The organism is Pseudomonas sp. p1(2021b) (assembly GCF_020151015.1).
GTDB lineage: Bacteria > Pseudomonadota > Gammaproteobacteria > Pseudomonadales > Pseudomonadaceae > Aquipseudomonas > Aquipseudomonas putida_K.
Window position 1 is genome coordinate 3,425,345 of record NZ_CP083746.1, and the last position, 23,762, is coordinate 3,449,106.

General features: G+C 63.5%; 19 protein-coding genes. 13 read left to right on the forward strand and 6 right to left on the reverse strand.

Annotated features, from left to right (window positions below):
* Nucleotides 1–57: 57 nt before the first annotated feature.
* Nucleotides 58–3,546, reverse strand: coding sequence for a chromosome segregation protein SMC (gene smc, locus K8374_RS15870; protein WP_224456347.1), 3,489 nt, complete (start codon nt 3,544–3,546; stop codon nt 58–60).
* Nucleotides 3,547–3,549: 3 nt separating this feature from the next.
* Nucleotides 3,550–4,209: a GntR family transcriptional regulator gene (locus K8374_RS15875; protein WP_084854634.1), complete on the reverse strand. Its 660-nt coding sequence runs from the start codon at nt 4,207–4,209 to the stop codon at nt 3,550–3,552.
* Between the two features lie 269 nt (nt 4,210–4,478).
* Between K8374_RS15875 and xdhA the strand changes: the two genes are divergently transcribed.
* From xdhA to guaD, 4 genes are all read left to right on the forward strand, one after another.
* Entirely contained in the window at nt 4,479–5,933 is a 1,455-nt protein-coding gene (gene xdhA / locus K8374_RS15880) for a xanthine dehydrogenase small subunit (protein WP_224456348.1), read from the forward strand.
* Nucleotides 5,926–8,325, forward strand: coding sequence for a xanthine dehydrogenase molybdopterin binding subunit (gene xdhB, locus K8374_RS15885; RefSeq protein WP_224456349.1), 2,400 nt, complete (start codon nt 5,926–5,928; stop codon nt 8,323–8,325). Before xdhA ends, xdhB begins: the two co-directional genes overlap by 8 nt.
* A 150-nt stretch (nt 8,326–8,475) precedes the next feature.
* Nucleotides 8,476–9,321, forward strand: a complete 846-nt coding sequence (gene xdhC, locus K8374_RS15890) for a xanthine dehydrogenase accessory protein XdhC (RefSeq protein WP_224456350.1) — start codon at nt 8,476–8,478, stop codon at nt 9,319–9,321.
* A 10-nt stretch (nt 9,322–9,331) separates the two neighbouring features.
* On the forward strand, nt 9,332–10,636 hold the full coding sequence (guaD, locus tag K8374_RS15895; RefSeq protein ID WP_224456351.1) for a guanine deaminase: 1,305 nt from the start codon (nt 9,332–9,334) through the stop codon (nt 10,634–10,636).
* A 57-nt stretch (nt 10,637–10,693) separates the two neighbouring features.
* On the opposite strand, the gene K8374_RS15900 is transcribed toward guaD, so the two are convergent.
* Entirely contained in the window at nt 10,694–11,449 is a 756-nt protein-coding gene (locus K8374_RS15900) for a GntR family transcriptional regulator (RefSeq protein ID WP_224456352.1), read from the reverse strand.
* 354 nt (nt 11,450–11,803) lie between these two features.
* Here K8374_RS15900 and K8374_RS15905 point away from each other — a divergent pair, with 354 nt between their 5' ends.
* Nucleotides 11,804–13,153, forward strand: a complete 1,350-nt coding sequence (locus K8374_RS15905) for an NCS2 family permease (RefSeq protein ID WP_411969530.1) — start codon at nt 11,804–11,806, stop codon at nt 13,151–13,153.
* A 503-nt stretch (nt 13,154–13,656) separates the two neighbouring features.
* On the opposite strand, the gene uraH is transcribed toward K8374_RS15905, so the two are convergent.
* The gene (gene uraH, locus K8374_RS15910) at nt 13,657–14,010 is read right to left on the reverse strand and encodes a hydroxyisourate hydrolase (RefSeq protein WP_196144778.1); all 354 of its coding nucleotides are present in this window, start codon (nt 14,008–14,010) and stop codon (nt 13,657–13,659) included.
* Nucleotides 14,011–14,399: 389 nt separating this feature from the next.
* Here uraH and puuE point away from each other — a divergent pair, with 389 nt between their 5' ends.
* The 7 genes from puuE (at nt 14,400) to K8374_RS15945 (ending at nt 21,379) form a co-directional block, all read left to right on the forward strand.
* On the forward strand, nt 14,400–15,326 hold the full coding sequence (gene puuE / locus K8374_RS15915) for an allantoinase PuuE (RefSeq protein WP_084854625.1): 927 nt from the start codon (nt 14,400–14,402) through the stop codon (nt 15,324–15,326).
* Complete coding sequence (uraD, locus tag K8374_RS15920; protein ID WP_224456353.1) at nt 15,326–15,841, forward strand: 2-oxo-4-hydroxy-4-carboxy-5-ureidoimidazoline decarboxylase; 516 nt, start codon at nt 15,326–15,328, stop codon at nt 15,839–15,841. The genes puuE and uraD overlap by 1 nt, the downstream gene beginning before the upstream one ends.
* A 92-nt stretch (nt 15,842–15,933) precedes the next feature.
* Nucleotides 15,934–16,437, forward strand: a complete 504-nt coding sequence (locus tag K8374_RS15925; RefSeq protein ID WP_084854623.1) for an ureidoglycolate lyase — start codon at nt 15,934–15,936, stop codon at nt 16,435–16,437.
* Between the two features lie 56 nt (nt 16,438–16,493).
* Nucleotides 16,494–17,822, forward strand: coding sequence for a urate hydroxylase PuuD (locus tag K8374_RS15930; protein ID WP_224456354.1), 1,329 nt, complete (start codon nt 16,494–16,496; stop codon nt 17,820–17,822).
* Nucleotides 17,823–17,970: 148 nt separating this feature from the next.
* On the forward strand, nt 17,971–19,323 hold the full coding sequence (locus K8374_RS15935) for a nucleobase:cation symporter-2 family protein (RefSeq protein ID WP_224456355.1): 1,353 nt from the start codon (nt 17,971–17,973) through the stop codon (nt 19,321–19,323).
* 135 nt (nt 19,324–19,458) lie between these two features.
* A complete protein-coding gene (locus tag K8374_RS15940; RefSeq protein ID WP_224456356.1) occupies nt 19,459–20,244 on the forward strand; it encodes an outer membrane protein OmpK in 786 nt (261 codons plus the stop codon).
* Nucleotides 20,245–20,596: 352 nt separating this feature from the next.
* Entirely contained in the window at nt 20,597–21,379 is a 783-nt protein-coding gene (locus K8374_RS15945; RefSeq protein WP_224456357.1) for an outer membrane protein OmpK, read from the forward strand.
* A gap of 129 nt (nt 21,380–21,508) precedes the next feature.
* Here K8374_RS15945 and K8374_RS15950 read toward each other — a convergent pair whose 3' ends face one another.
* On the reverse strand, nt 21,509–22,423 hold the full coding sequence (locus K8374_RS15950) for a DUF808 domain-containing protein (RefSeq protein WP_224456358.1): 915 nt from the start codon (nt 22,421–22,423) through the stop codon (nt 21,509–21,511).
* Nucleotides 22,424–22,553: 130 nt separating this feature from the next.
* On the opposite strand from K8374_RS15950, the gene K8374_RS15955 reads away from it, so the two are divergent.
* A complete protein-coding gene (locus K8374_RS15955) occupies nt 22,554–23,165 on the forward strand; it encodes a TetR/AcrR family transcriptional regulator (protein WP_084854617.1) in 612 nt (203 codons plus the stop codon).
* Between the two features lie 127 nt (nt 23,166–23,292).
* Here the strand turns inward: K8374_RS15955 and K8374_RS15960 are convergent, their stop codons facing one another.
* A complete protein-coding gene (locus K8374_RS15960; protein WP_084854616.1) occupies nt 23,293–23,733 on the reverse strand; it encodes a GlcG/HbpS family heme-binding protein in 441 nt (146 codons plus the stop codon).
* Nucleotides 23,734–23,762: the final 29 nt, after the last annotated feature.

Consider the following 23,762-nt stretch of genomic DNA (forward strand, 5'->3'; position numbering starts at 1 on the left):
CCGTCTGTCGCACATGTCGGGGGCATTTCCCTCTGGTTCGTGCCCTCTGTTCTCTCATCAGGCGTCGACCATGGCCAGCGCTTCCTCCACATCAACTGCAACAAGACGTGAACAACCCGGCTCGTGCATCGTCACCCCCATCAATTGTTCGGCCATTTCCATGGCGATCTTGTTATGGGTGATGTAGATGAACTGCACGCTTTCGCTCATTTCCTTGACCAACCTGGCGTAACGCCCGACGTTGGCATCGTCCAGCGGGGCATCGACCTCGTCGAGCATGCAGAACGGTGCCGGGTTCAGCTTGAAGATGGCGAACACCAGTGCCAGGGCGGTCAACGCCTTCTCGCCGCCGGACAGCAGATGGATGGTGCTGTTTTTCTTGCCCGGCGGGCGCGCCATGATCGTCACCCCAGTATCGAGTAGATCTTCGCCCGTCAGTTCCAAGTAGGCACTGCCGCCACCGAAAACTTTTGGGAAAAGTGCCTGTAAACCGGCATTTATCTGATCAAAGGTATCCTTGAAGCGGTTGCGGGTCTCCTTGTCGATCTTGCGAATGACGTTTTCAAGGGTCTCCAGGGCTTCCACCAGGTCAGCGTCCTGGGCGTCCAGGTAGCGCTTGCGTTCGGACTGCTGCTGATACTCCTCGATCGCCGCGAGGTTGATCGCGCCCAGGCGCTGGATCCGCCCGTCCAGTTGCTCCAGTTCCTGCTCGGTGCCCTGCTCGCTGGCCTCGGGCTCGAGGGTGGCGAGCACGCCCTGCAAATCATAGCCATCGGCCAGCAATTGCTCTTGCAGCGTCTTGCGGCGCACGTCCAGGCCCTGGAACTCCAGGCGCGACTGCTCCAGCTGGCCACGCAGCAACTGGGCCTGCTGCTCGGCCTGGGTACGGCGGCGCTCGGCATCGCGCAGTTCGCGGTCAGCCTCGCCCATGTGCAGGCGGGCCTGGCGCATCTCTTCATCGACGCCCATGCGCCGCTCGAGCAGCTCTTCGAGCTTCAGGCGCAACTCCTCCAGCGGCGCCTCGCCTTCTTCCAGGTTCAGGTTCAGCTGTTCCTGGCGCTCGCTCAGGCGCGCCGCCTGCAGCTCCAGGCGTTCCAGGGCCTGGCGGGTGGAGTCGTGCTGGGCACGCAGCGAGCCCAGGCGTACGGCCAGCTGGTGGGCGTGATCCTTGTGCTGGCGAGCCTCCTGGCGAATGCGGTCCAGGCCTTCGCGCAGGGTGTCGCGGCGGGCCATCAGCTGCTCACGCTGTTCGGTGTCCTGGGCCATCTGCTCCAGGGCTTCCTGCAGTACCAGGCGCGCCTCGCCCAGTTGTCCATGCTCGAGGGCGCGTTGCTCCTGCAGCTCGGCCAGCTCTTCGCCCAGGCGCTGCTGACGCAACGCCACCTGCTCGGCACGGGCGCGGCCAGCCGACAGGCGTGCCTTGAGCTCGCCCTGCTGGCGGCTTGCCTCCTGGGTGCGCCGGTGCAGTTGCTCACGCTGCGCTTCCAGCTCGCGCTGTTGTTCGCGACGGGCCTGGACCTCACGGTCGAAGTGCTCCAGGCGCTCTTCCAATTCGCGCTGCTCAAGGCCCAGGCGCTCGATCTCCTGGCCACGGGCGAGCACGCCCCCCTGGGACTCGCCACCCCGATTGACCCGCAGAAAATGCCGCCCGACCCAGTAGCCGTCGCGGCTGACCAGGCTATGGCCCTCACCCAGGCCTTCGCGCAGCGCCAGGGCCTGCTCGAGGCTCTCCACCGGGCGCACCTGGCCGAGCCAGGGCGCGAGATCCGTGTGGCCTTCGACTTTATCCAGAAGGCTACCCGGCAGCCGGGCACCTTGGGGCCGCTCCAAGGTCAGGCGCAGTTCGCCCTGCTCGAGGGCAGCGAAGTCCAGGTTACCGAAACCATCGACCAGCACCGCCTGCAGGTCGGCACCGAGCACAGTTTCCACAGCCAGTTCCCACCCCGGCTCGACCCGCAAGCCTTCGGCCAGGCGCGGCCGTTGTGCCAGGCCCTGGCCACGCAGCCAGTCGGCAGCATCGGCACCGGGCTCCAGGGCGGCTTGCTGCAAGGCCTCCAGGGAAGCCAGACGTCCGCCCAGGCGCTGCAACTCACCCTGGGATTGCTGGTGAGCCTCGGTGGCCGACTGTAATTGCTCGCGTACACTTTCGAGCTGCTCGACCACCTGTTGCTCGCCCAGCTGGAGATCCTCGAGCAGCGACTCGCTAGCGGCGAGCTGTTCTGTCAGCTCGAGCAGCACCTCGCCTTCCGGGTCGGCACCCAGCTGGTCGCGCTCCTCGCCCAGCTTGCGCTGGCGCTCGGCCAGACGCTCGAGGCTGGCTTCGAGCTGCTGAAGGCGCGACTGCTGCACTTCGGCCTGACGCCGCGGCTCGGCCGACCGGTTGTTGAACGTGTCCCACTGCTCCTGCCAGCCCTGCATGCCCGCCTCGGCCTCCTCAAGGTGGGCGGTGGCTTCCTCGGCCGCAGCCAGGGTCAGCGCCTGCTCGGGTTCGAGCATCGCCAGCTCTTCACCCAAAGTCGCCAGCAGGGTGCGGTCGTGCCCCAGGTGAGACTCGGTCTCCAGACGGGTACGCTCGGCCTCCTTGAGGTCGTCCTGCAATTGGCGCAGGCGTTGCTGGCCATGCTGGATGCTCTGCTCGACCCGGGCGATGTCGCCTGCGACCGAATAGAACCGGCCCTGAACCTGGTTGAAACGCTCGGACAGCTCATGATGGCCATCACGCAGGCGCTCGATGCTTGCATCGGCATTGCGCTGCTCGGCCACCAGGGCCTCGAAGGCCACCTCCTGGTCGCCGATGACGGCCTCGCGCTGGCGCACACGCTCGTCCAAGTCGCGCCAACGCAGCGCCGACAGGCGCGCCTTGAGCTGACGCTCCTGGGCTTTGTATTCGCGGTACTTCTCGGCGGCCTGGGCCTGGCGGTGCAGGCGCTCGAGCTGGCGCTCCAGCTCTTCGCGCAGGTCGGTCAAGCGGGCGAGGTTTTCCTGGGTGCGGCGGATACGGTTCTCGGTCTCGCGGCGGCGCTCCTTGTATTTGGAGATGCCCGCGGCTTCCTCGATGAAATTGCGCAGTTCCTCAGGTTTGGCTTCGATCAGCTTGGAGATCATGCCCTGTTCGATGATCGAATAGCTGCGCGGCCCCAGGCCTGTACCGAGGAAGATGTCGGTAATGTCACGACGCCGGCACTTGGTGCCGTTGAGGTAGTAGGTGTTCTGCCCGTCACGGGTGACTTTGCGGCGAATGGAGATCTCGGCGTAGGCGGCATATTCGCCAAGCAGCGTGGTTTCGCTGTTGTCGAAGACCAGCTCGATGCTGGCCTGGCTGACGGGCTTGCGACCGGATGAGCCGTTGAAGATGACGTCGGTCATCGACTCGCCACGCAGGTTCTTGGCCGAACTCTCGCCCATCACCCAGCGCACCGCGTCGATGATGTTGGACTTGCCGCAGCCATTGGGCCCCACCACGGCAGCCATGTTGCTGGGGAAGTTGACCGTGGTCGGGTCGACGAACGACTTGAACCCGGCCAGGCGAATGCACTTCAGGCGCATCGATCAGATCCGTGCCAGCGCCGCCAGCACCAGCTCGCAACTGCGCTGGCTATAGGCGACCAGCACTTCGCGGATGCGCACCTGGTCACGGGCGACCACGGCTTCGAGCAGCCGGGCGAACAGTTCCAGGTAATCGACCATGTTGGCCTGGCGCTGGTCCAGGGCCAGGTAGTAGGCGCGGCTCATGGCCGGCTGCAGGTTCTCGACGGTTTCCTGCAGGTAAGGGTTGTCGGCGAACGGGTAGGCCGCGCGCATCACAGCGAAGCTGTCGGCGACGAAGGCCTCGATGTCCTGCCGGGCATGGGCCTGCTGCAGGCGCTGCTGGATCTCCAGGAACGGCTCGAGATCAGCTTCACTGCGCCAGTGTCTGGCCACCGCATTGCCCAACAGGATGTAGAACTCGCCCATCAGGGCGCACAGGCTGCGCACGCCACGTTCGTCCAGCTCGGTGACATGGGCGCCACGGCGCGGCAGGATGGCGATCAGGTGCCGGCGTTCGAGGATCAACAGCGCCTCGCGCACCGAACCACGGCTGACATTGAGCGCCTGGGTGACCTTCTGCTCCTGGATGCGTTCGCCCGGCTTGAGTTCGCCGCGAATGATCCGCTCGGCCAGGTAGTGGGCAATCTGCTCGGAGAGGCTGTCCGGCGCCTTGAACGTCATGGTTTTCCTTCAGAATCTTTGAACGGGGCACAAGGTGGCGATTGTAGCGTAATTGCCCGCCCGTCGCGCAGTGGATCGACGCGCTTTATTCGACCTGCGGGGCCCGCCCGGACGCTGGCAGGCACTATGCTTGAAACAGGACGATCACTACCGTCGGGCGGGGCTGCAGGCAATTTCTTGACCTTTGAGTCAGAAAATTATTGACCAAAAGGTCAGCCGTTGCTTAGAGTCCGCCCGAACAACAATAAAACCATTGCGAGGCCTTCCCCGTGATCCAGTTTCTCGTCAACCAGGAGCTGCGTAGTGAGCACGCCCTGGACCCGAACATGACGGTGCTGCAATACCTGCGTGAGCACCTGGGCAAACCCGGCACCAAGGAAGGCTGCGCCAGTGGCGACTGTGGTGCCTGCACCGTGGTGGTGGGCGAGCTGGCCCAAGACGACCAGGGCCGCGACACCCTGCGCTACCGCAGCCTCAACTCGTGCCTGACCTTCGTTTCGGCCTTGCACGGCAAGCAATTGATCAGCGTCGAAGGCCTCAAGCATCAAGGCGAGCTGCACAGCGTGCAACAAGCCATGGCCGATTGCCATGGCTCGCAGTGCGGCTTCTGCACCCCTGGCTTCGTCATGTCCCTGTTCGCCCTGCAGAAGAACAGCGATGGCCACGACCTGCACCAAGCCCAGGAAGCCCTGGCCGGCAACCTGTGCCGCTGCACCGGCTACCGCCCGATCCTCGCCGCCGCCGAGCAGAGCTGCGCCCGCCCCTGCCGCGACCAGTTCGACGAACAGCAGGCCCAGACCATCGCGCGCCTGAAGGCGATCACCCCGACCGAGACCGGCGAGCTCAACAGCGGCGACAAGCGCTGCCTGGTCCCGCTGACGGTGGCCGACCTTGCCGACCTGTACAGCTCGCACCCCGAGGCGCGCCTACTGGCCGGTGGCACCGACCTGGCCCTGGAAGTCACCCAGTTCCACAAGGCCCTGCCGGTGATGATCTATGTCGGCCATGTGGCCGAGCTCAAGCGCATCGACAAGACCGCGACCCACCTGGAGATCGGCGCCGCCACCCCGCTGACCGACTGCTACACCGCACTCAACGAGGAATATCCGGATTTCGGCGCGCTGCTGCACCGCTTCGCCTCGTTGCAGATCCGCAACCAGGGCACCCTGGGCGGCAACATCGGCAACGCCTCGCCGATCGGCGACTCGCCACCCCTGCTGATCGCCCTCGATGCCCAGGTGGTGCTGCGCCAGGGCGAACACCAGCGCACCCTGGCGCTGGAGGACTACTTCATCGATTACCGCATCACCGCCCGCCAGGACAGCGAGTTCATCGAGAAGATCATCGTGCCGCGTGCCAGCGATGCCTGGGCGTTCCGCGCCTACAAGGTGTCCAAGCGCCTGGACGACGATATCTCGGCGGTATGCGCCGCATTCAATTTGCGCATCGAGGATGGCGTGGTCAGCGACGCACGCATCGCCTTCGGCGGCATGGCGGCCATCCCCAAGCGCGCCCGTGCCTGCGAGGCCGCCCTGGTCGGCAAACCATGGAACCAGGCCAGTATCGAACGAGCCTGCCAGGCCCTGGGCGAGGACTTCACCCCGCTCACCGACTTCCGCGCCAGCCGCGAGTACCGCCTGCTGACGGCGCAGAACCTGCTGCGCAAGTACTTCATCGAACTGCAATCGCCGCACATCGAGACCCGGGTGACCGCATATGTCTAACCATCACGCAGCCAAGAGCCAGGCCGAGATGGCCGAACTGTTCAGCCAGGACCTGACCACCGGAGTCGGTCGCAGCATCAAGCACGACAGTGCGGACAAGCATGTGTCCGGCGAAGCGGTGTACATCGACGACCGCCTGGAATTCCCCAACCAGCTGCACGTCTATGCGCGCACCGCCGACCGCGCCCATGCGCGCATCCTGCGCATCGACACCAGCCCGTGCTATGCCTTCGAGGGTGTGCGCATCGCCATCACCCACGAAGACATCCCCGGGCTCAAGGACATCGGCCCGGTGGTCGCCGGTGACCCGCTGTTGGCCATCGACAAGGTCGAGTACTTCGGCCAGCCGGTGGTCGCCGTGGCTGCGCGCGACCTGGACACCGCTCGCCGCGCGGCGATGGCAGCGATCATCGAGTACGAGGACCTGGAGCCGGTACTGGATGTGGTCGAAGCCCTGCGCAAGAAGCACTTCGTGCTCGACAGCCACACCCACCAGCGTGGCGACTCCAGCGCGGCCCTGGCCAGCGCCCCGCACCGCCTGCAAGGCACCCTGCACATCGGCGGCCAGGAGCACTTCTACCTGGAAACCCAGATCTCTTCGGTGATGCCTACCGAAGATGGCGGCATGATCGTCTTCTGCTCGACCCAGAACCCCACCGAGGTACAGAAACTGGTGGCCGAGGTGCTGGACGTGCCGATGAACAAGATCGTCGTGGACATGCGCCGCATGGGCGGCGGCTTCGGCGGCAAGGAGACCCAGGCGGCCAGCCCGGCCTGCCTGTGCGCGGTGATCGCGCGCCTGACCGGCCAGCCGACCAAGATGCGCCTGCCGCGTGTCGAAGACATGATGATGACCGGCAAGCGCCACCCGTTCTACGTCGAGTACGACGTCGGCTTCGACGACACCGGCCGCCTGCATGGCATCAACCTGGACTTGGCCGGTAACTGCGGCTACTCGCCGGACCTCTCCGGCTCGATCGTCGACCGCGCCATGTTCCACTCCGACAACGCCTACTACCTGGGCGATGCCACGGTGCATGGCCACCGCTGCAAGACCAACACCGCCTCCAATACCGCCTACCGTGGTTTCGGCGGCCCACAGGGGATGGTCGCCATCGAGCAGGTGATGGATCACATCGCCCGCCACCTGGCGCTCGACCCGCTGGCCGTGCGCAAGGCCAACTACTACGGCAAGACCGAGCGCAACGTCACCCACTACTACCAGACCGTCGAGCACAACATGCTCGAGGAAATGACCGCCGAGCTCGAGGCCAGCGCCGACTACGCCGAACGCCGCGAGTCGATCCGCCGCTTCAACGAGCACAGCCCCGTGCTCAAGAAAGGCCTGGCGCTGACACCGGTGAAGTTCGGCATCTCGTTCACCGCCACCTTCCTCAACCAGGCCGGTGCGCTGATCCACATCTACACCGATGGCAGCATCCACCTGAACCACGGCGGCACCGAGATGGGCCAGGGCCTGAACACCAAGGTTGCCCAGGTGGTGGCGCAGGTGTTCCAGGTCGATTTCGAGCGCATCCAGATCACCGCCACCAACACCGACAAGGTCCCCAACACCTCGCCGACCGCAGCCTCCAGCGGCGCCGACCTGAACGGCAAGGCGGCCCAGAACGCCGCCGAGATCCTCAAGAAGCGCCTGACCGAGTTCGCTGCCCGCCACTACAAGGTCACCGAGGAAGACGTGGAGTTCCGCAACGGCCATGTGCGCGTGCGCGACCAGATCGTCAGCTTCGAGCACCTGGTGCAACAGGCCTATTTCGCCCAGGTGTCGTTGTCGAGCACCGGCTTCTACCGCACGCCGAAGATCTACTACGACCGCGATCAAGCCCGTGGCCGGCCATTCTACTACTTCGCCTTCGGCGCAGCCTGCGTCGAGGTGATCGTCGACACCTTGACTGGCGAATACAAGATGCTGCGCGCCGACATCCTGCACGATGTAGGCGCCTCGCTGAACCCGGCCATCGACATCGGCCAGGTCGAGGGCGGCTTCATCCAGGGCATGGGCTGGCTGACCACCGAGGAGCTGGTGTGGAACGCCAAGGGCAAGCTGATGACCAACGGCCCGGCCAGCTACAAGATCCCCGCCGTGGCCGACATGCCGCTGGACCTGCGGGTGAAGCTGGTGGAGAACCGCAAGAACCCGGAAGACACCGTATTCCACTCCAAGGCCGTGGGTGAGCCGCCGTTCATGCTCGGCATCGCGGCCTGGTGCGCGATCAAGGACGCCGTGGCAAGCATCGCCGACTACCGCGTGCAGCCGCAGGTCGACGCACCGGCGACGCCTGAGCGAGTGCTGTGGGGCTGCGAGCAGATGCGTAAGGCGGTGGCCGAGCAGCAGGTGGTCGAACAGGAACTGGAACCTTTGACACATTGACCCTGTAGGAGCGGCCTTGTGCCGCGAAAGGGCTGCGCAGCAGCCCCCAAATCTTCGTTGTTGCCCAGAGCCTGGGGCCGCTACGCGCCCCTTTCGCGGCACAAGGCCGCTCCTACAGGGGAACGTGACGTCCTTTAGAGAGGTTGCATCATGCACCAATGGATCAACGCCCTCGCCGATCACCAGGCCCGCGGCGAAGCCTGTGTCCTGGTGACCATCATCGAGGAGCGTGGCTCCACGCCACGCAACGCCGGCTCCAAGATGGTCGTCAGCGCCACCGGCCTGTTCGACACCATCGGCGGCGGCCACCTGGAGTACAAGGCCCTGCACATCGCCCGGCAGATGCTCCAGGAGCAACGCACCACCCCGCACCTGGAGCGCTTCAGCCTGGGCGCGAGCCTGGGCCAGTGCTGCGGCGGCGTCACCGTGCTGCTGTTCGAACCGATGGCCGCCGTGCAGGCGCAGATCGCCGTGTTCGGCGCGGGCCATGTCGGCCGTGCTCTGGTACCCTTGCTCGCCGCGCTGCCCTGCCGGGTGCGCTGGATCGATTCGCGCGAGCAGGAATTCCCCGAGGTCATCCCCAGCGGCGTGACCAAGGTCATCAGCGAGGAGCCGGTCGACGAGGTGGCCGAGCTGCCAGCGGGCAGCTATTGCATCGTCATGACCCATAACCATCAGCTGGACCTGGAGCTGACCGCAGCCATCCTCAAGCGTAACGATTTCACCTGGTTCGGCCTGATCGGCTCGAAGACCAAGCGGGTCAAGTTCGAACACCGCCTGCGCGAACGCGGCTATGACGACGCCGTGGTGGCGCGGATGCGCTGCCCGATGGGCCTGGCCGAGGTCAAGGGCAAGCTGCCGATCGAGATCGCAGTGTCCATCGCCGGAGAAATCATCGCCACCTACAACGCCTGCTTCGGCCAGCACGACGCTGCCGCCAATTCAGGCCCGATCGCCCAATTGCTGCCGCCTTCCCGGCGCAGCCAAGCCAATTGACGAGACCGTTATGAGCGCAACCCGTAAAGCCTACCGAGCCGCCATCCTGCACAGCATCGCCGACCCGGCCGAGGTGGGCCTCGACGCTTCCCATGAATATTACGAAGACGGCCTGCTGGTGGTCGAAGATGGGCGCATCAGCGCGCTGGGCCACGCCAGCGAGTTGCTGCCCACCCTGGGTGCAGATGTCGAGGTGGTGCACCACCAGGACGCCCTGATCACCCCGGGCTTCATCGACACCCACATCCACTTCCCGCAGACCGGCATGATCGGCTCCTATGGCGAACAGCTGCTGGACTGGTTGAACACCTATACCTTCCCGTGCGAGAAGCAATTCGCCGACAAGGCCCACGCCGACAAGGTGGCGGGCATCTTCCTGAAAGAACTGCTGCGCAACGGCACCACCACGGCGCTGGTGTTCGGCAGCGTCCACCCCGAGTCGGTCGACGCCTTGTTCGAGGAGGCCCAGCGCCTGGACCTGCGCCTGATCGCCGGCAAGGTGATGATGGACCGCAATGCCCCCGACTACCTGACCGACACGGCCGAGTCCAGCTATACCGAAAGCAAGGCCTTGATCGAACGCTGGCACGGCAAGGGCCGCTTGCACTATGCCGTGACGCCACGCTTCGCCCCGACCAGCACACCGGAACAGCTGAGCCTCGCCGGCCAGTTGCTCAAGGAATACCCTGGGCTGTACATGCACACCCACCTGTCGGAGAACCTCAAGGAGATCGAATGGGTCAAGGCGCTGTTCCCGGAGCGCACCGGTTACCTGGACGTCTACGACCACTACGAGCTGTTGGGCGAGCGCTCGGTGTTCGCCCACGGCGTACACCTGTGCGATGACGAGTGCCAGCGCTTGGCCGACACCGGTTCGGCGGTCGCCTTCTGCCCCACGTCCAACCTGTTCCTGGGCAGCGGCCTGTTCAACCTGCCCCAGGCGGAGCGGTTCAAGGTCAACGTCGGGCTGGGGACCGACGTGGGCGCTGGCACCAGCTTCTCGCTGCTCAACACCTTGAACGAAGCCTACAAAGTCATGCAGCTGCAAGGCGCGCGCCTGCACCCGTACAAGTCCCTGTACCTGGCCACCCTGGGCGGCGCTCGCGCCCTGCGCCTGGATGATCGCATCGGTAGCCTGCGCCCCGGCAACGACGCCGACTTCGTGGTGCTCGACTACAAGGCCACGCCGCTGCTGGACTACCGCATCCAGCAGTCCAACAGCATCGAGGAGACCCTGTTCGTCCTCACCACCCTGGGCGACGACCGCACCGTGCGGGAAACCTATGCCGCGGGGCGGTGCGTGCACCAGCGCTGATGCAAAAGGGCCGCTATGCGGCCCTTTTCGATTCCGGCCGAACGGCCAAGCAAACGATCAACCTTTGACCGAGGCCTTGGGCTTTTTCAGCAGGTGCGAGAACACCGCGTGCAAATCGTCCGAAGCGCTTTCCTCGTCCAGGTTGAGCTTGGTATCGATGTGGTCCATGTGGTGCATCATCAGGCTCACCGCCAGGTCGCCGTCGCGCGCCTCGATGGCATCGATCAGTTGCATGTGCTCGTCATAGGAGCAATGCGAGCGGTTGCCGCTTTCGTATTGGGCGATGATCAGCGAGGTCTGGGACACCAGGCTGCGCTGGAAGCTGATCAGGGGGGCATTGCCGGCGGCTTCGGCAAGCTTGAGGTGGAATTCGCCCGAAAGACGGATGCCGGCGCCACGATCGCCGCGGGAGAAGCTGTCGCGCTCCTCGCGGACCATCTGGCGCAACTCGTTCAGTTGCTCGAGCGTGGCATGCTGCACCGCAAGCTCGGTGATGGCGCGCTCGACCATGCGACGGGAAAAGAACACCTGGCGTGCCTCCTCCACCGTGGGGCTGGCCACTACCGCACCACGGTTGGGCCGCAGCAGCACGACGCTTTCATGGGCCAGGCGCGACAGGGCGCGGCGGATGATGGTGCGGCTGACGCCGAAGATCTCGCCCAGCGCTTCCTCGCTCAACTTGGTGCCCGGAGCCAGTCGCTGCTCGAGGATCGCCTCGAAAATATGCGCATAGACGATATCGTCCTGGGTACCGCTGCGGCCGGCCTTGCCATTGCGCGCAGGTTTTTTCAGAGGTTGCAGCTGTTCGTTCATGGGCTCTCGAGCACGAGGATCCGCCAGTCGGGACCTTGACTGTAATACCCGTCAGAGGGTGGCTGGCAAGTCCTGGAAAGAAAAAAGGGATCAAGGTATCGGCCTATTGTACACAGGCATACGGGTTTCTGCAGGTGGCCTTCGCCATATAGCCACTATGCGTCGTATTTCGCCCACAAAAGATAAAACATTATTTGCATTATTTGTACACAAACGCATAATCCTGCGAGCAACTTCTTGACCCAAAAGTCAACAAACGGTCGGAGGTCTGCCAAATCCCCTCGCGGAGCCGCCCAAGTGCATGGCGCAGGACCAGGCTCCGAAACAACAAGAAAGACTTGAGGAGTACTCGCTGTGGAAAGCCGCAAATCCGAAGCCCCTACGCTGGATCTCGCTCCACCGCTCGAAACGAGCTGGCTGGAACGGATTTTCAAACTCAAGCGACATGGCAGCACCGTCAGGACCGAGCTGATCGCCGGGGTGACCACCTTCATCACCATGGCCTACATCATCTTCGTCAACCCCAACATCATGGCCGACGCCGGTATCGACCACGGTGCAGCGTTCGTCGCCACCTGCATCGCCGCAGCCCTCGGCTGCCTATTGATGGGCCTGTACGCCAACTGGCCGGTCGGCCTGGCCCCGGGCATGGGGCTCAATGCGTTCTTCACCTATACCGTGGTCGGCACCATGGGCTACACCTGGGAGGCGGCGCTGGGCGCGGTATTCGTCTCCGGCGTGCTGTTCATGCTGCTGACGCTTTCGCGGGTACGCGAATGGCTGCTCAACAGCATTCCCGTGAGCCTGCGCCATGCCATGGGTGCTGGCGTCGGGCTGTTCCTCGGCCTGATCGGCCTCAAGACCGCGGGTATCGTCGTCGACAGCCCGGCCACGCTGATCAAGCTCGGTTCGCTGCATGAGCCAGGCCCGCTGCTGGCGGCAGTGTGCTTCCTGATGATCGCCGTGCTCAGCTACCACCGGGTATTCGGCGCCATCCTCATCAGCATCATCGCCGTGACCCTGGCGGGTTGGGGCCTGGGGCTGGTGCAGTATGGCGGCGTGTTCTCGCTGCCGCCGAGCCTGGCGCCGACCTGGATGGCCATGGACGTTGCCGGGGTGTTCAACGTCAGCATGATCAGCGTGGTACTGGCGTTCCTCTTCGTGCACATGTTCGACACCGCCGGCACCTTGATGGGCGTGGCTCAGCGGGCTGGCCTGGTGGCTGCCGACGGGCGTATCGAGAACCTGTCGCGTGCGTTGAAGGCGGACAGTGCCTCGAGTGTGTTCGGTGCAGCAGTGGGCGTGCCGCCGGTAACCAGCTACGTGGAAAGTGCCGCGGGGGTTGCCGCCGGGGGCCGCACGGGCCTGACCGCTGTCGTGGTTGGCCTGCTGTTCGTCGCGGCGATGTTCTTCGCGCCGCTGGCAGGGATGATTCCGGCCTATGCCACGGCGGGGGCGCTGATCTATGTGGCGATGCTGATGATGGGGAGCATGGCGCATATTCACTGGGACGAGGCGACCGATGCGATTCCGGCGATCGTGACCGTGATCATGATGCCGTTGACGTTCTCGGTGGCGGATGGGATCGCCCTGGGCTTTATCAGCTATGTGGCGCTCAAGGCGGGGACCGGGAAGTTCAAGGAGATATCCGCTAGCTTGTGGGTGCTGTGCGTGATCTTTATCGCCAAGTTCGTGTTTCTTTGAGGCTTGGGCTTGGGCTTATAGAAAATGTGAATATTCATTTGCGGCGCTGCGCGGCGAGGGGCCATCCATGGCCCTGCGCCGTTTGCCAGGCATCCATGCCTGGCACCCACCTCCACAATGCCTACGCTCGGCCTCCTGACGTCGCAATTGGCGGCGCCTGGGCTGTTGCACAGGAAGAGCAAGAACAACAGCGAAAGCGGCGGGGGTAGCGGCGAAAAATCATATTGATTGGTGGGCTGTTCCGGCCCAATCGCGGGGCAAGCCCGCTCCCACAGAGGCCACGTGATTCTTGGGCTTGCACCGCCCCTGTAGGAGCGGGCTTGTCCCGCGATTGGCCCGAGAGCCCACCGCCACTCCCCCCTGAACAAACAACGCCACCCCAAGCGCCCCTCCCTGACTTGCGCCTCGTCAGCAGGCCAACACCAGCACTAAATCCAAGACAAAAAAAAGCCCGCCAGTGTGAGAGCGGGCCAAGGACCTACGAAGATTCTTCTAGCGACCAACTAGCTTCCACGATAGGTCGAGTAACTGTACGGCGAGATCAGCAGCGGCACATGGTAGTGCTCCTGGTTCTGATCGATACCAAAGCGCAGCACGACAACATCCAGAAACGCGGTTTCAGGCAGTTTCACACCGCGAGCACGGTAGTAATCGCCAGCGCTGAACTGCAGCTGGTACACCCCGGTACGGTAATCGTCACCCTGCAGCAACGGCGCGTCGACGCGGCCATCGCTGTTGGTCAGGGCGGTGTTCACCAGCTCCAGCTGCTGGCCTTCGACACGGTACAACTCGACCTTGATCGAGCTGCCCGGGCAGCCATGAGCGGCATCCAGTACGTGTGTGGTCAAACGTCCCATTTGCTTGTCGCCTCTTGTCATATGCGTGGGCAAAAAATACACGGCAATCACCGCGCCCAGGGGCCTGCGGTGTGCGGGAATGGAGCCATTAAGACATTTTCCCAAGAAATTGTACACAATTTTTTGAACACCTCTTGCACACCCCCCCTGCCCTGCTTGTAAATACACCAATGGCTGCAAAGACAGGCCCCATGCCGACGACGTCGTCATTAGCTGACCGATCAGGCAGGTTTCTTGCAATACATTCTCAACCGACAAATGGGAAGAAATGCGGAAAAACAGGCTTACAAAAGATTTCAGAAGTTGTATACAATCACCCCATCCGGTGGTGCGACAACCCGACGCGGGCCGCCCACCCCACGCACCAACGAACAAGAAGGAAGACTGCAGTGAGCGCTGACTACCCTCGCGACCTGATCGGTTACGGCAACAACCCACCTCACCCGCAATGGCCGGGGAATGCACGCATCGCTCTGTCCTTCGTGCTCAACTATGAAGAAGGTGGCGAACGCAACGTCCTGCATGGTGACAAGGAGTCCGAAGCCTTCCTGTCCGAGATGGTCGCCGCCCAGCCGCTGCAAGGCGTGCGCAACATGAGCATGGAATCGCTCTACGAGTACGGCAGCCGTGCCGGCGTATGGCGCCTGCTCAAGCTGTTCAAGGACACCGGCGTCCCTCTGACCATCTTCGCCGTCGCCATGGCCGCCCAGCGCCACCCCGACGTGATCCGCGCCATGGTCGAAGCCGGCCATGAAATCTGCAGCCACGGCTACCGCTGGATCGACTACCAGTACATGGACGAGGCCCAGGAACGCGAGCACATGCTCGAAGCCATTCGCATCCTCACCGAACTCACCGGCGAACGCCCGCTGGGCTGGTACACCGGCCGTACCGGCCCGAACACCCGCCGCCTGGTGATGGAGGAAGGTGGCTTCCTCTACGACAGCGACACCTACGACGACGACCTGCCCTACTGGGAGCCGAACAACCCGACCGGCAAACCGCACCTGGTGATCCCGTACACCTTGGACACCAACGATATGCGCTTCACCCAGGTCCAGGGCTTCAACTGCGGCGAGCAGTTCTTCCAGTACCTCAAGGATGCCTTCGACGTGCTCTACGCAGAAGGCGCCGAAGCGCCGAAGATGCTGTCGATCGGCCTGCACTGCCGTCTGGTCGGCCGCCCGGCCCGCCTGGCCGCGCTCAAGCGCTTCATCGAATACGCCAAGAGCCACGACCAGGTCTGGTTCGCCCGTCGCGTCGACATCGCCCGCCACTGGCACGCCACCCACCCGTACAAGAACGAGAACGCCTGATGACCGCTTTCAAGACCCTCAAGCCATCGACCCTGGCCCGCGACGCCTTCGTCGAAGCCTTCGCCGACATCTACGAACACTCGCCGTGGGTTGCCGAGAAAGCCTATGACCTGGGTCAGCTGGCTGAACTGGACGAGATCGAAGCGCTGCACCAGCGCATGAGCGACATCCTGCTCAGCGCCAGCCATGAAGACCAGCTGGCCCTGATCAACGCTCACCCGGACCTGGCAGGCAAGGCCGCCATCCAGGGCGAGCTGACCGAGTCGAGCACCAACGAACAGGCCGGCGCCGGTATCCACCAGTGCACCGCCGAAGAGTTCGCGCGCTTCACCGAACTCAACGACGCCTACAAGGCCAAGTTCCAGTTCCCGTTCATCATGGCGGTCAAGGGCAGCAACCGGCACCAGATCCTCGCCGCCTTCGAAAAACGCATCCACAACGACGTCGATGCCGAATTCAAGGAAGCCCTGGCGCAGATCAACCTGATCGCCCTGTTCCGCCTGCTGCAGCTTTAAAAGACGGTGCGATGCCCGGCCCCGAGTGCGCGATACGTTCGCCCCGGGGCCGGCCCACCCCCAAACAGAACATAGAACAAAGAGATAACCGCATGCGCACTCTAGTGATCGAGCCCCTGACCAAAGAAGCCTTCGCCCCGTTCGGTGACGTGATCGAAACCGATGGCAGCGACCACTTCATGATCAACAACGGGTCGACCATGCGCTTCCACAAGCTCGCCACGGTCGAGACCGCCGAGCCCGAGGACAAAGCGATCATCAGCATCTTCCGCGCCGACGCCCTGGAGATGCCACTGACCGTACGCATGCTGGAACGCCATCCGCTGGGCAGCCAGGCTTTCATCCCGCTGCTCGGCAACCCCTTTCTGATCGTGGTCGCGCCAGTTGGCGATGCACCTGTATCAGGCTTGGTCCGAGCCTTCCGCAGTAATGGCAGGCAGGGCGTTAATTACCATCGCGGCGTCTGGCACCACCCGGTGCTGACGATCGAAAAGCGGGATGACTTCCTGGTGGTTGATCGCAGTGGTTCCGGCAACAACTGCGACGAGCATTACTTCACCGAGGAACAGATGCTGGTCCTCAATCCCCACCAATAAGAAAAGGTCGGTCATCCAGGGTTCGCCCAGGGCGTGACCGGCGAGAGGTAAATACTGTGGAAGCACACCTTCACGAATGGCTGAACCTGAGCATTCGCTGGGTTCACATGATCACCGGCATCGCCTGGATTGGTGCCTCGTTCTACTTCGTCTGGCTGGAAAACAACCTGAACCGGAGCAATCCGCGTGACGGGCTGTCGGGTGACCTTTGGGCCATCCACGGTGGTGGTATCTACCACCTCGAGAAGTACAAGCTGGCCCCGCCGAAGATGCCCGAGAACCTGCACTGGTTCAAATGGGAAGCCTACTTCACCTGGATGTCCGGTATCGCCCTGCTCTGCGTGGTGTTCTACTGGAACCCGACCCTCTACCTGCTGGCCCCTGGCAGCACCCTGAGCGGTGCCGAGGGCGTGGCCATCGGTATCGGCTCGCTGGTGGCAAGCTGGTTCATCTATGACTTCCTGTGCGATTCGCCCCTGGGCAAGCGCCCGGCCCTGCTCGGTGCCGTGCTGTTCGTCCTGATCATCGCTGCCTGCTTCGGCTTCAGCCTGGTATTCAGCGGCCGTGGTGCCTACCTGCACACCGGCGCGATCATCGGCACCATCATGGTCGGTAACGTGTTCCGCATCATCATGCCGGCCCAGCGCCAGCTGGTGGCGGCCATCGAGAAGAACGAAACCCCTGATCCGGTCCTGCCGGCCAAGGGCCTGCTGCGTTCGCGCCACAACAACTACTTCACCCTGCCGGTGCTGTTCATCATGATCAGCAACCACTTCCCGAGCACCTACGGCAGCCAGTACAACTGGCTGATCCTGGCCGGGATCGCAGTGGCCGCGGTCTTGATCCGTCACTACTTCAACACCCGTCACGAAAGCAACAAGTACGCCTGGACCCTGCCTGTCGGCGCCCTGGCGATGATCTGCCTGGCCTACGTGACCGGCCCCAAGCCGATGCCGACCGCCCCTGAGCAAGCCGCGGCGAAGATCGAGTACCAGCCGCTGCCGGCGACCGCCATCGGTGGCAAGACCGCTGCCGAACAGCGCGCCGAAGAGGCCACCAAGGCCGCCGAGGCGCCTGCAGCACCGGCCGAGGCACCAGCCCAGGCTACCGCCCAGGCCGCACCCGGTGGTTTCGAGAAGATCCACACCGTCATCCAGGAACGCTGCACCGTGTGCCACTCGGCCAAGCCGACCAGCCCGCTGTTCAGCGCCGCCCCTGCCGGCGTGATGTTCGACACCCCGCAACAGATCCAGGCCCAGGCCGCACGCATCCAGGCACAAGCGGTCGCCAGCCAGATCATGCCACTGGGCAACATCACCCAGATGACCCAGGAAGAACGCAACATGGTCGGTGCCTGGATCGCCAAGGGCGCTCCGGTCAACTGAGTTGCATGCTGTAACACACGTCAAGCTGTAAGTAGTACGTAGCTAGCATCGAGCTAGGACTCCAGAGGGGAAACCCCAGGCTTTCGAGCCTGCCCCTCCGGAGCCCGACGCTTGGATCCGAGAATAAAAACAAAACTCGAGGTGCTGCATGTCCGAGTCCCGCAAGGCGTACATCCCCGTTGCGCCCCCACGACAGCCTCTGCCCCTGTTCCAACTGATCCTGGTGGGCCTGCAACATGTATTGCTGATGTACGGAGGCGCGATCGCCGTGCCTTTGATCATCGGCCAGGCCGCCGGACTGTCTCGTGAAGAAGTTGCCTTCCTGATCAACGCCGACCTGCTGGTCGCAGGCGTTGCCACCATGGTTCAATCGTTCGGTATCGGTCCCGTCGGCATTCGCATGCCGGTGATGATGGGGGCCAGCTTCGCTGCCGTCGGCAGCATGGTCGCCATGGCCGGCATGCCGGGCGTCGGCCTGCAGGGGATTTTCGGCGCGACCATCGCGGCCGGTTTCTTCGGCATGCTGATCGCGCCGTTCATGTCCAAGGTGGTGCGGTTCTTCCCGCCCCTGGTCACCGGCACCGTGATCACCTCGATCGGCCTGTCGTTGTTCCCGGTCGCGGTCAACTGGGCCGGTGGTGGCCATGAGGCCGATACCTTCGGCTCGCCGATCTACCTGCTGGTTGCCGGCCTGGTACTGGCGGTGATCCTGCTGATCAACCGTTTCATGCGTGGGTTCTGGGTCAATGTCTCGGTACTGGTAGGCATGGGCCTGGGCTACATCCTGGCCGGCTCCATCGGCATGGTCGACCTGTCCGGCCTGTCCGAGGCGCCGTGGGTGCAAGTGGTCACCCCACTGCACTTCGGCATGCCGACCTTCAGCCTGGCACCGATCCTGTCCATGTGCCTAGTGGTGGTGATCATCTTCGTGGAATCCACCGGCATGTTCCTCGCCCTGGGCAAGGTCACCGACCGTGAAGTCACCCCTGGCATGCTGCGGCGCGGCCTGATGTGCGACGCGGGGGCGTCGTTCGTCGCCGGCTTCTTCAATACCTTCACCCACTCCTCCTTCGCCCAGAACATCGGGCTGGTGCAGATGACCGGGGTGCGCTGCCGCTATGTCACCATCGTGGCCGGCGCCCTGCTGATCATGCTCAGCCTGCTGCCGAAGGCGGCCTTCCTGATCGCCTCGATCCCGCCTGCGGTACTGGGCGGCGCGTCCATCGCCATGTTCGGCATGGTCACCGCCACGGGCATCAAGATCCTCCAGGAAGCGGACATCTCCGACCGTCGCAACCAGCTGCTGGTCGCGGTCAGCGTCGGCTTCGGCCTGATCCCTGTGGTCCGTCCGGAGTTCTTCGCCCAGATGCCCCAGTGGATGGAACCCATCACCCACAGCGGCATCGCCATGGCCACGGTGAGCGCCCTGGTGTTGAACCTGCTGTTCAACATCCTCGGCGGTGCCGAGCGCGCCGTGCACAACGCCGCGCATCAGCACTGAGTGGTCGGGCGGCAGCATTGCCGCCCTGCTCTTCCCCGCAGTAACCGCAACACCGTCGGCCCACGCGCGTGGGCCGTACGGGGCGCCTGCGCGCCGAAAAAACCACACACAAGAACAAGAACCGGGAATCACAACATGAAGCGCATCACCTCGTCCCTGTTGCTGGGCAGCAGCCTGCTGGCCACCCTCCCCGCCGTCGCGGGCGACTGGCTGGAGTGGCACGGCGAAAGCCTGACGTACCTGTACGGCAAGGACTTCAAGGTCAACCCAGGCATCCAACAGACCGTGACGTTCGAACACGCCAACCGGTGGAAATACGGCGACACCTTCCTGTTCATCGACAAGACCTTCTACAACGGCCAGGCCGATGCCACCAAAGGCCCAACCACCTACTATGGTGAGTTCAGCCCGCGCCTGTCGTTCGGCAAGATCTTCGACCGCAAGCTCGAGTTCGGCCCGATCAAGGACGTCCTGCTGGCCATGACCTACGAGCGCGGCGAAGGCGACAACGAGGCCTACCTGATCGGTCCAGGCTTCAGCCTGGCGGTACCCGGCTTCAACTACTTCAACCTGAACTTCTACTGGCGAAACACCGAGGGCAGCCGCCCTGGGGATGACGTCTGGCAGATAACCCCGAACTGGTCCTACACCATTCCGGTGGGCAAATCCGACATCCTCATCGATGGCTACATCGACTGGGTGGTGGACAACGACCAGACCCGCCGCGGCACTTACCATGCCAACCTGCAGTTCAACCCACAGGTCAAGTACGACCTGGGCAAGGCCCTGAACTGGGGCGCCAAGCAGCTCTATGTGGGTATCGAATACAGCTATTGGAAGGACAAGTACGGCATCGACAGCCAAGGCAATATCGACAGCAATCAGAGCGTAACCAGTGCCTTGGTGAAAGTTCACTTCTAAAAGTTGACTCAAAGATCAGGTTTTATGCCATAGTGCGCCAGGACGGAGCACTTGAGGCCGGGCGCGCAAGTGAGTAATCTGCGCGCCCCCTCGATCAGGGCAGGAAGGATCCTGCCCGCGTTTCCTGACCGCTCAGTCAATGAATTCGGGCGGTTGGCCAACGTGTTGCCAGCCTGAAACACCCTTTTCATCCGTTCAGAACGAAGTCGAGCAGGATGGTTGTGACCAACCCGGAAAGTTGGCGCAGCTCTTGCCAAACAGCTGTGGCCAATCGAAAAAAGCTGACTCGAAAGACAAGAATAGCGCCAAAGAGCGCTGACAACAGATCTGACTCAAGGGAGCGACCTTCGCAATGCGTACCATCAACAGCCTGATACTCGCCGGTGGCCTGCTGGCATCCGGAGCCACGTTCGCCGGCGATCTGCTGCAATGGCAGAACAACAGCCTCACCTACCTGTGGGGCAAGAACTTCAAGGTGAACCCGGAAACCCAGCAGACCTTCACCTTCGAGCACGCCGATGGCTGGAAGTACGGGGACAACTTCATCTTCTTCGACAAGATCTTCTACCAAGGCAAGAAAGACGCCAGCAACGGCCCGAACACGTACTATGGCGAAATCAGCCCGCGGTTGTCGTTCGGCAAGATCTTCGACCAGAAGCTCTCGTTCGGCCCGGTGAAGGACGTGCTGCTGGCCATGACCTACGAGTTCGGCGAAGGCGACACCGAGGCCTACCTGATCGGCCCGGGCTTCGACCTGGACATCCCGGGCTTCGACTACTTCCAGTTGAACTTCTACCAGCGCACCACCGACGGTAGCCGCCCGGGTGACAACGTCTGGCAGATCACCCCGGTGTGGTCCTACACGCTGCCTGTGGGTTCGTCTGACATCCTGATCGACGGATTCATGGATTGGGTGGTGGACAACGACGAGAACCGCCACGGCACCTACCAGGCCAACCTGCACTTCAATCCACAGGTCAAGTACGACCTGGGCAAGGCACTGAAGATCGGCCAGAAACAGCTGTACGTGGGTATCGAGTACGACTACTGGAAGAACAAGTACGGCATCAAGGACAGCGATGCGTTCACCACCGACCAGAACACCATGAGCTTCCTGCTCAAGTATCACTTCTGACGGTGCACGGGGGCTGCTGCGCAGCCCTTTCGCGGCGCAAGGCCGCTTCTACAGGCGTAGGGCACTTCCTGACTGTGGGAGCGGGCTTGTCCCGCGATCCGGGGCTTGCCCCCCGGCCATCCTCCGCGGTCACCTGGCCGGCCGCAGCGCCTTCCACACCTTGCCCACCCCACTCACCACGGCCAGCACCACGGCCCCGGCCACCACGCCGGCCAGGCCATTGAGCACGCCACCGGTCAAGGCACCGCCGCGCCCTTCGCTGAACGCCTCGATGGCATGATGCAGCGGCTCGATGCCATGCACCAGGATGCCGCCGCCAACCAGGAACATGGCCGCAGTGCCGATCACCGACAGGCTCTTCATCATGTAGGGCGCCGCGCGCAGGATGCCATTGCCCACCGCCCGGGCCAGCCCGGATGCCTTGGTGGTCAGCCACAGCCCCAAGTCGTCGAGCTTGACGATGCCACCCACCAGCCCATACACCCCGATGGTCATCACCACGGCGATGCCCGAGAGCACGACGATCTGCTGCGTCAGCGGTGAATCGGCAACGATGCCCAGGGTGATGGCGATGATTTCGGCCGAGAGGATGAAGTCGGTGCGCACCGCGCCTTTGACCTTGTCCTTTTCATAAGCCACCAGGTCGATGTTCGGGTCGGCCAGGGCTTCGTTGTGCGCCGCGTGCTGCGTCGCATCCTCGGCCTTGCTGTGCAGGAACTTGTGCGCGAGCTTCTCGAAGCCTTCGTAGCACAGGAAGGCGCCACCGAGCATCAGCAGCGGGGTCACCGCCCAGGGTATGAACGCACTGATCAGCAAGGCCGCCGGCACCAGGATCGCCTTGTTGACCAACGAACCCTTGGCCACCGCCCAGACGACCGGCAGTTCCCGGTCGGCACGCACGCCTGTGACCTGCTGGGCATTGAGCGCCAGATCGTCGCCCAGCACGCCTGCGGTCTTCTTCGCCGCGACCTTGGTCATCACCGAGACATCATCGAGCACCGTGGCGATGTCGTCGATCAATACCAGTAGACTGCTTCCTGCCATGTTTGCGTGTTTCCAATGGGTTGAATGGGCCGAAGTCTAGCCCAAAGCGGCTGCCTTGAGCGCCCGTCAAGGCGGGTGCTACCATGCCGGACCCTCTTTAGAGGTGGCCAGACAAAGGAAGATTCCCGACATGAGCACCATTCGCGAGCGCAACAAGGAGCTGATCCTGCGCGCGGCCAGCGAAGAATTCGCCGACAAGGGCTTCGCCGCCACCAAGACCAGCGACATCGCCGCCAAGGCTGGCCTGCCCAAGCCGAACGTGTACTACTACTTCAAATCCAAGGAAAACCTCTACCGCGAGGTCCTGGAAAGCATCATCGCGCCGATCATGCAGGCTTCCACACCATTCAACGCCGACGGCGATCCCAAGGAGGTGCTCAGCGGCTACATCCGCTCGAAGATCCGCATCTCCCGCGACCTGCCCCATGCGTCGAAGGTGTTCGCCAGCGAGATCATGCATGGTGCCCCGCACCTGTCGCCCAACCAGGTGCAGCAGCTCAACGAGCAGGCGCGGCACAACATCGAGTGCATCCAGCGCTGGATCGAGCGCAAGCAGATCGCCCCGGTCGACCCGCACCACCTGATGTTCAGCATCTGGGCGGCGACCCAGACCTACGCCGACTTCGACTGGCAGATCTCGGTGATCACCGGCAAGGCCAAGCTGTCCGACACCGACTACGAAGCCGCGGCCGAGACCATCATCCGCCTGGTGCTCAAAGGCTGCGAGCCCGAGGCGGCCTGATAAAAAGCGGGGCCGCTACGCAGCCCTTTCGCGGCACAAGGCCGCTCCTACAAGGATCATCGTTGAACCTGTAGGAGCGGCCTTGTGCCGCGAACGGGCCGCGCAGCGGCCCCAGGATTTCAGACGCTTACGCCACCACCCCGGCATCCGCCGTCAGCCCTACCTCCTCGATCGCACTGATCGCACACTGCTCGTCGATATCCGACGTATCGCCGCTGATCCCTACCGCACCCAGCACCTTGCCGTCCTGATCACGAATCAGCACACCACCCGGTGCCGGTACCACCGGGCGCTCGCCCAGGCCATTGAGCGCCGCGAAGAACGCCGGCCGTTGTTGCGAATCCAGCGCCAGCAGGCGCGAACCCTTGCCCAGGGCGACAGCCCCCCAGGCCTTGCCCATCGCTACCTGTGGGCGCAGCAAGCTGGCGCCGTCCTCGCGCTGCAGCGCGAGCAGGTGCCCACCGGCGTCCAGTACCGCCACCGTCAAGGGGGCGGCGTTGATCTTGCGACCGGCGTCCAGCGCGGCGTTCACCAGGCTGACAGCGACTTTCAGGGTCAATGCGTTCATGGAAAGGTCCTCTTCTTGTTGTGAGAAGC

Coding starts and splice junctions, on each gene's coding strand:
- smc (WP_224456347.1), bottom strand. CDS start 3,546: ATGCGCCTGAAGTGCATTCGCCTGGCCGGGTTCAAGTCGTTCGTCGAC.
- K8374_RS15875 (WP_084854634.1), bottom strand. CDS start 4,209: ATGACGTTCAAGGCGCCGGACAGCCTCTCCGAGCAGATTGCCCACTAC.
- xdhB (WP_224456349.1), top strand. CDS start 5,926: ATGTCTAACCATCACGCAGCCAAGAGCCAGGCCGAGATGGCCGAACTG.
- xdhC (WP_224456350.1), top strand. CDS start 8,476: ATGCACCAATGGATCAACGCCCTCGCCGATCACCAGGCCCGCGGCGAA.
- guaD (WP_224456351.1), top strand. CDS start 9,332: ATGAGCGCAACCCGTAAAGCCTACCGAGCCGCCATCCTGCACAGCATC.
- K8374_RS15900 (WP_224456352.1), bottom strand. CDS start 11,449: ATGAACGAACAGCTGCAACCTCTGAAAAAACCTGCGCGCAATGGCAAG.
- uraH (WP_196144778.1), bottom strand. CDS start 14,010: ATGGGACGTTTGACCACACACGTACTGGATGCCGCTCATGGCTGCCCG.
- uraD (WP_224456353.1), top strand. CDS start 15,326: ATGACCGCTTTCAAGACCCTCAAGCCATCGACCCTGGCCCGCGACGCC.
- K8374_RS15925 (WP_084854623.1), top strand. CDS start 15,934: ATGCGCACTCTAGTGATCGAGCCCCTGACCAAAGAAGCCTTCGCCCCG.
- K8374_RS15935 (WP_224456355.1), top strand. CDS start 17,971: ATGTCCGAGTCCCGCAAGGCGTACATCCCCGTTGCGCCCCCACGACAG.
- K8374_RS15940 (WP_224456356.1), top strand. CDS start 19,459: ATGAAGCGCATCACCTCGTCCCTGTTGCTGGGCAGCAGCCTGCTGGCC.
- K8374_RS15945 (WP_224456357.1), top strand. CDS start 20,597: ATGCGTACCATCAACAGCCTGATACTCGCCGGTGGCCTGCTGGCATCC.
- K8374_RS15950 (WP_224456358.1), bottom strand. CDS start 22,423: ATGGCAGGAAGCAGTCTACTGGTATTGATCGACGACATCGCCACGGTG.
- K8374_RS15955 (WP_084854617.1), top strand. CDS start 22,554: ATGAGCACCATTCGCGAGCGCAACAAGGAGCTGATCCTGCGCGCGGCC.
- K8374_RS15960 (WP_084854616.1), bottom strand. CDS start 23,733: ATGAACGCATTGACCCTGAAAGTCGCTGTCAGCCTGGTGAACGCCGCG.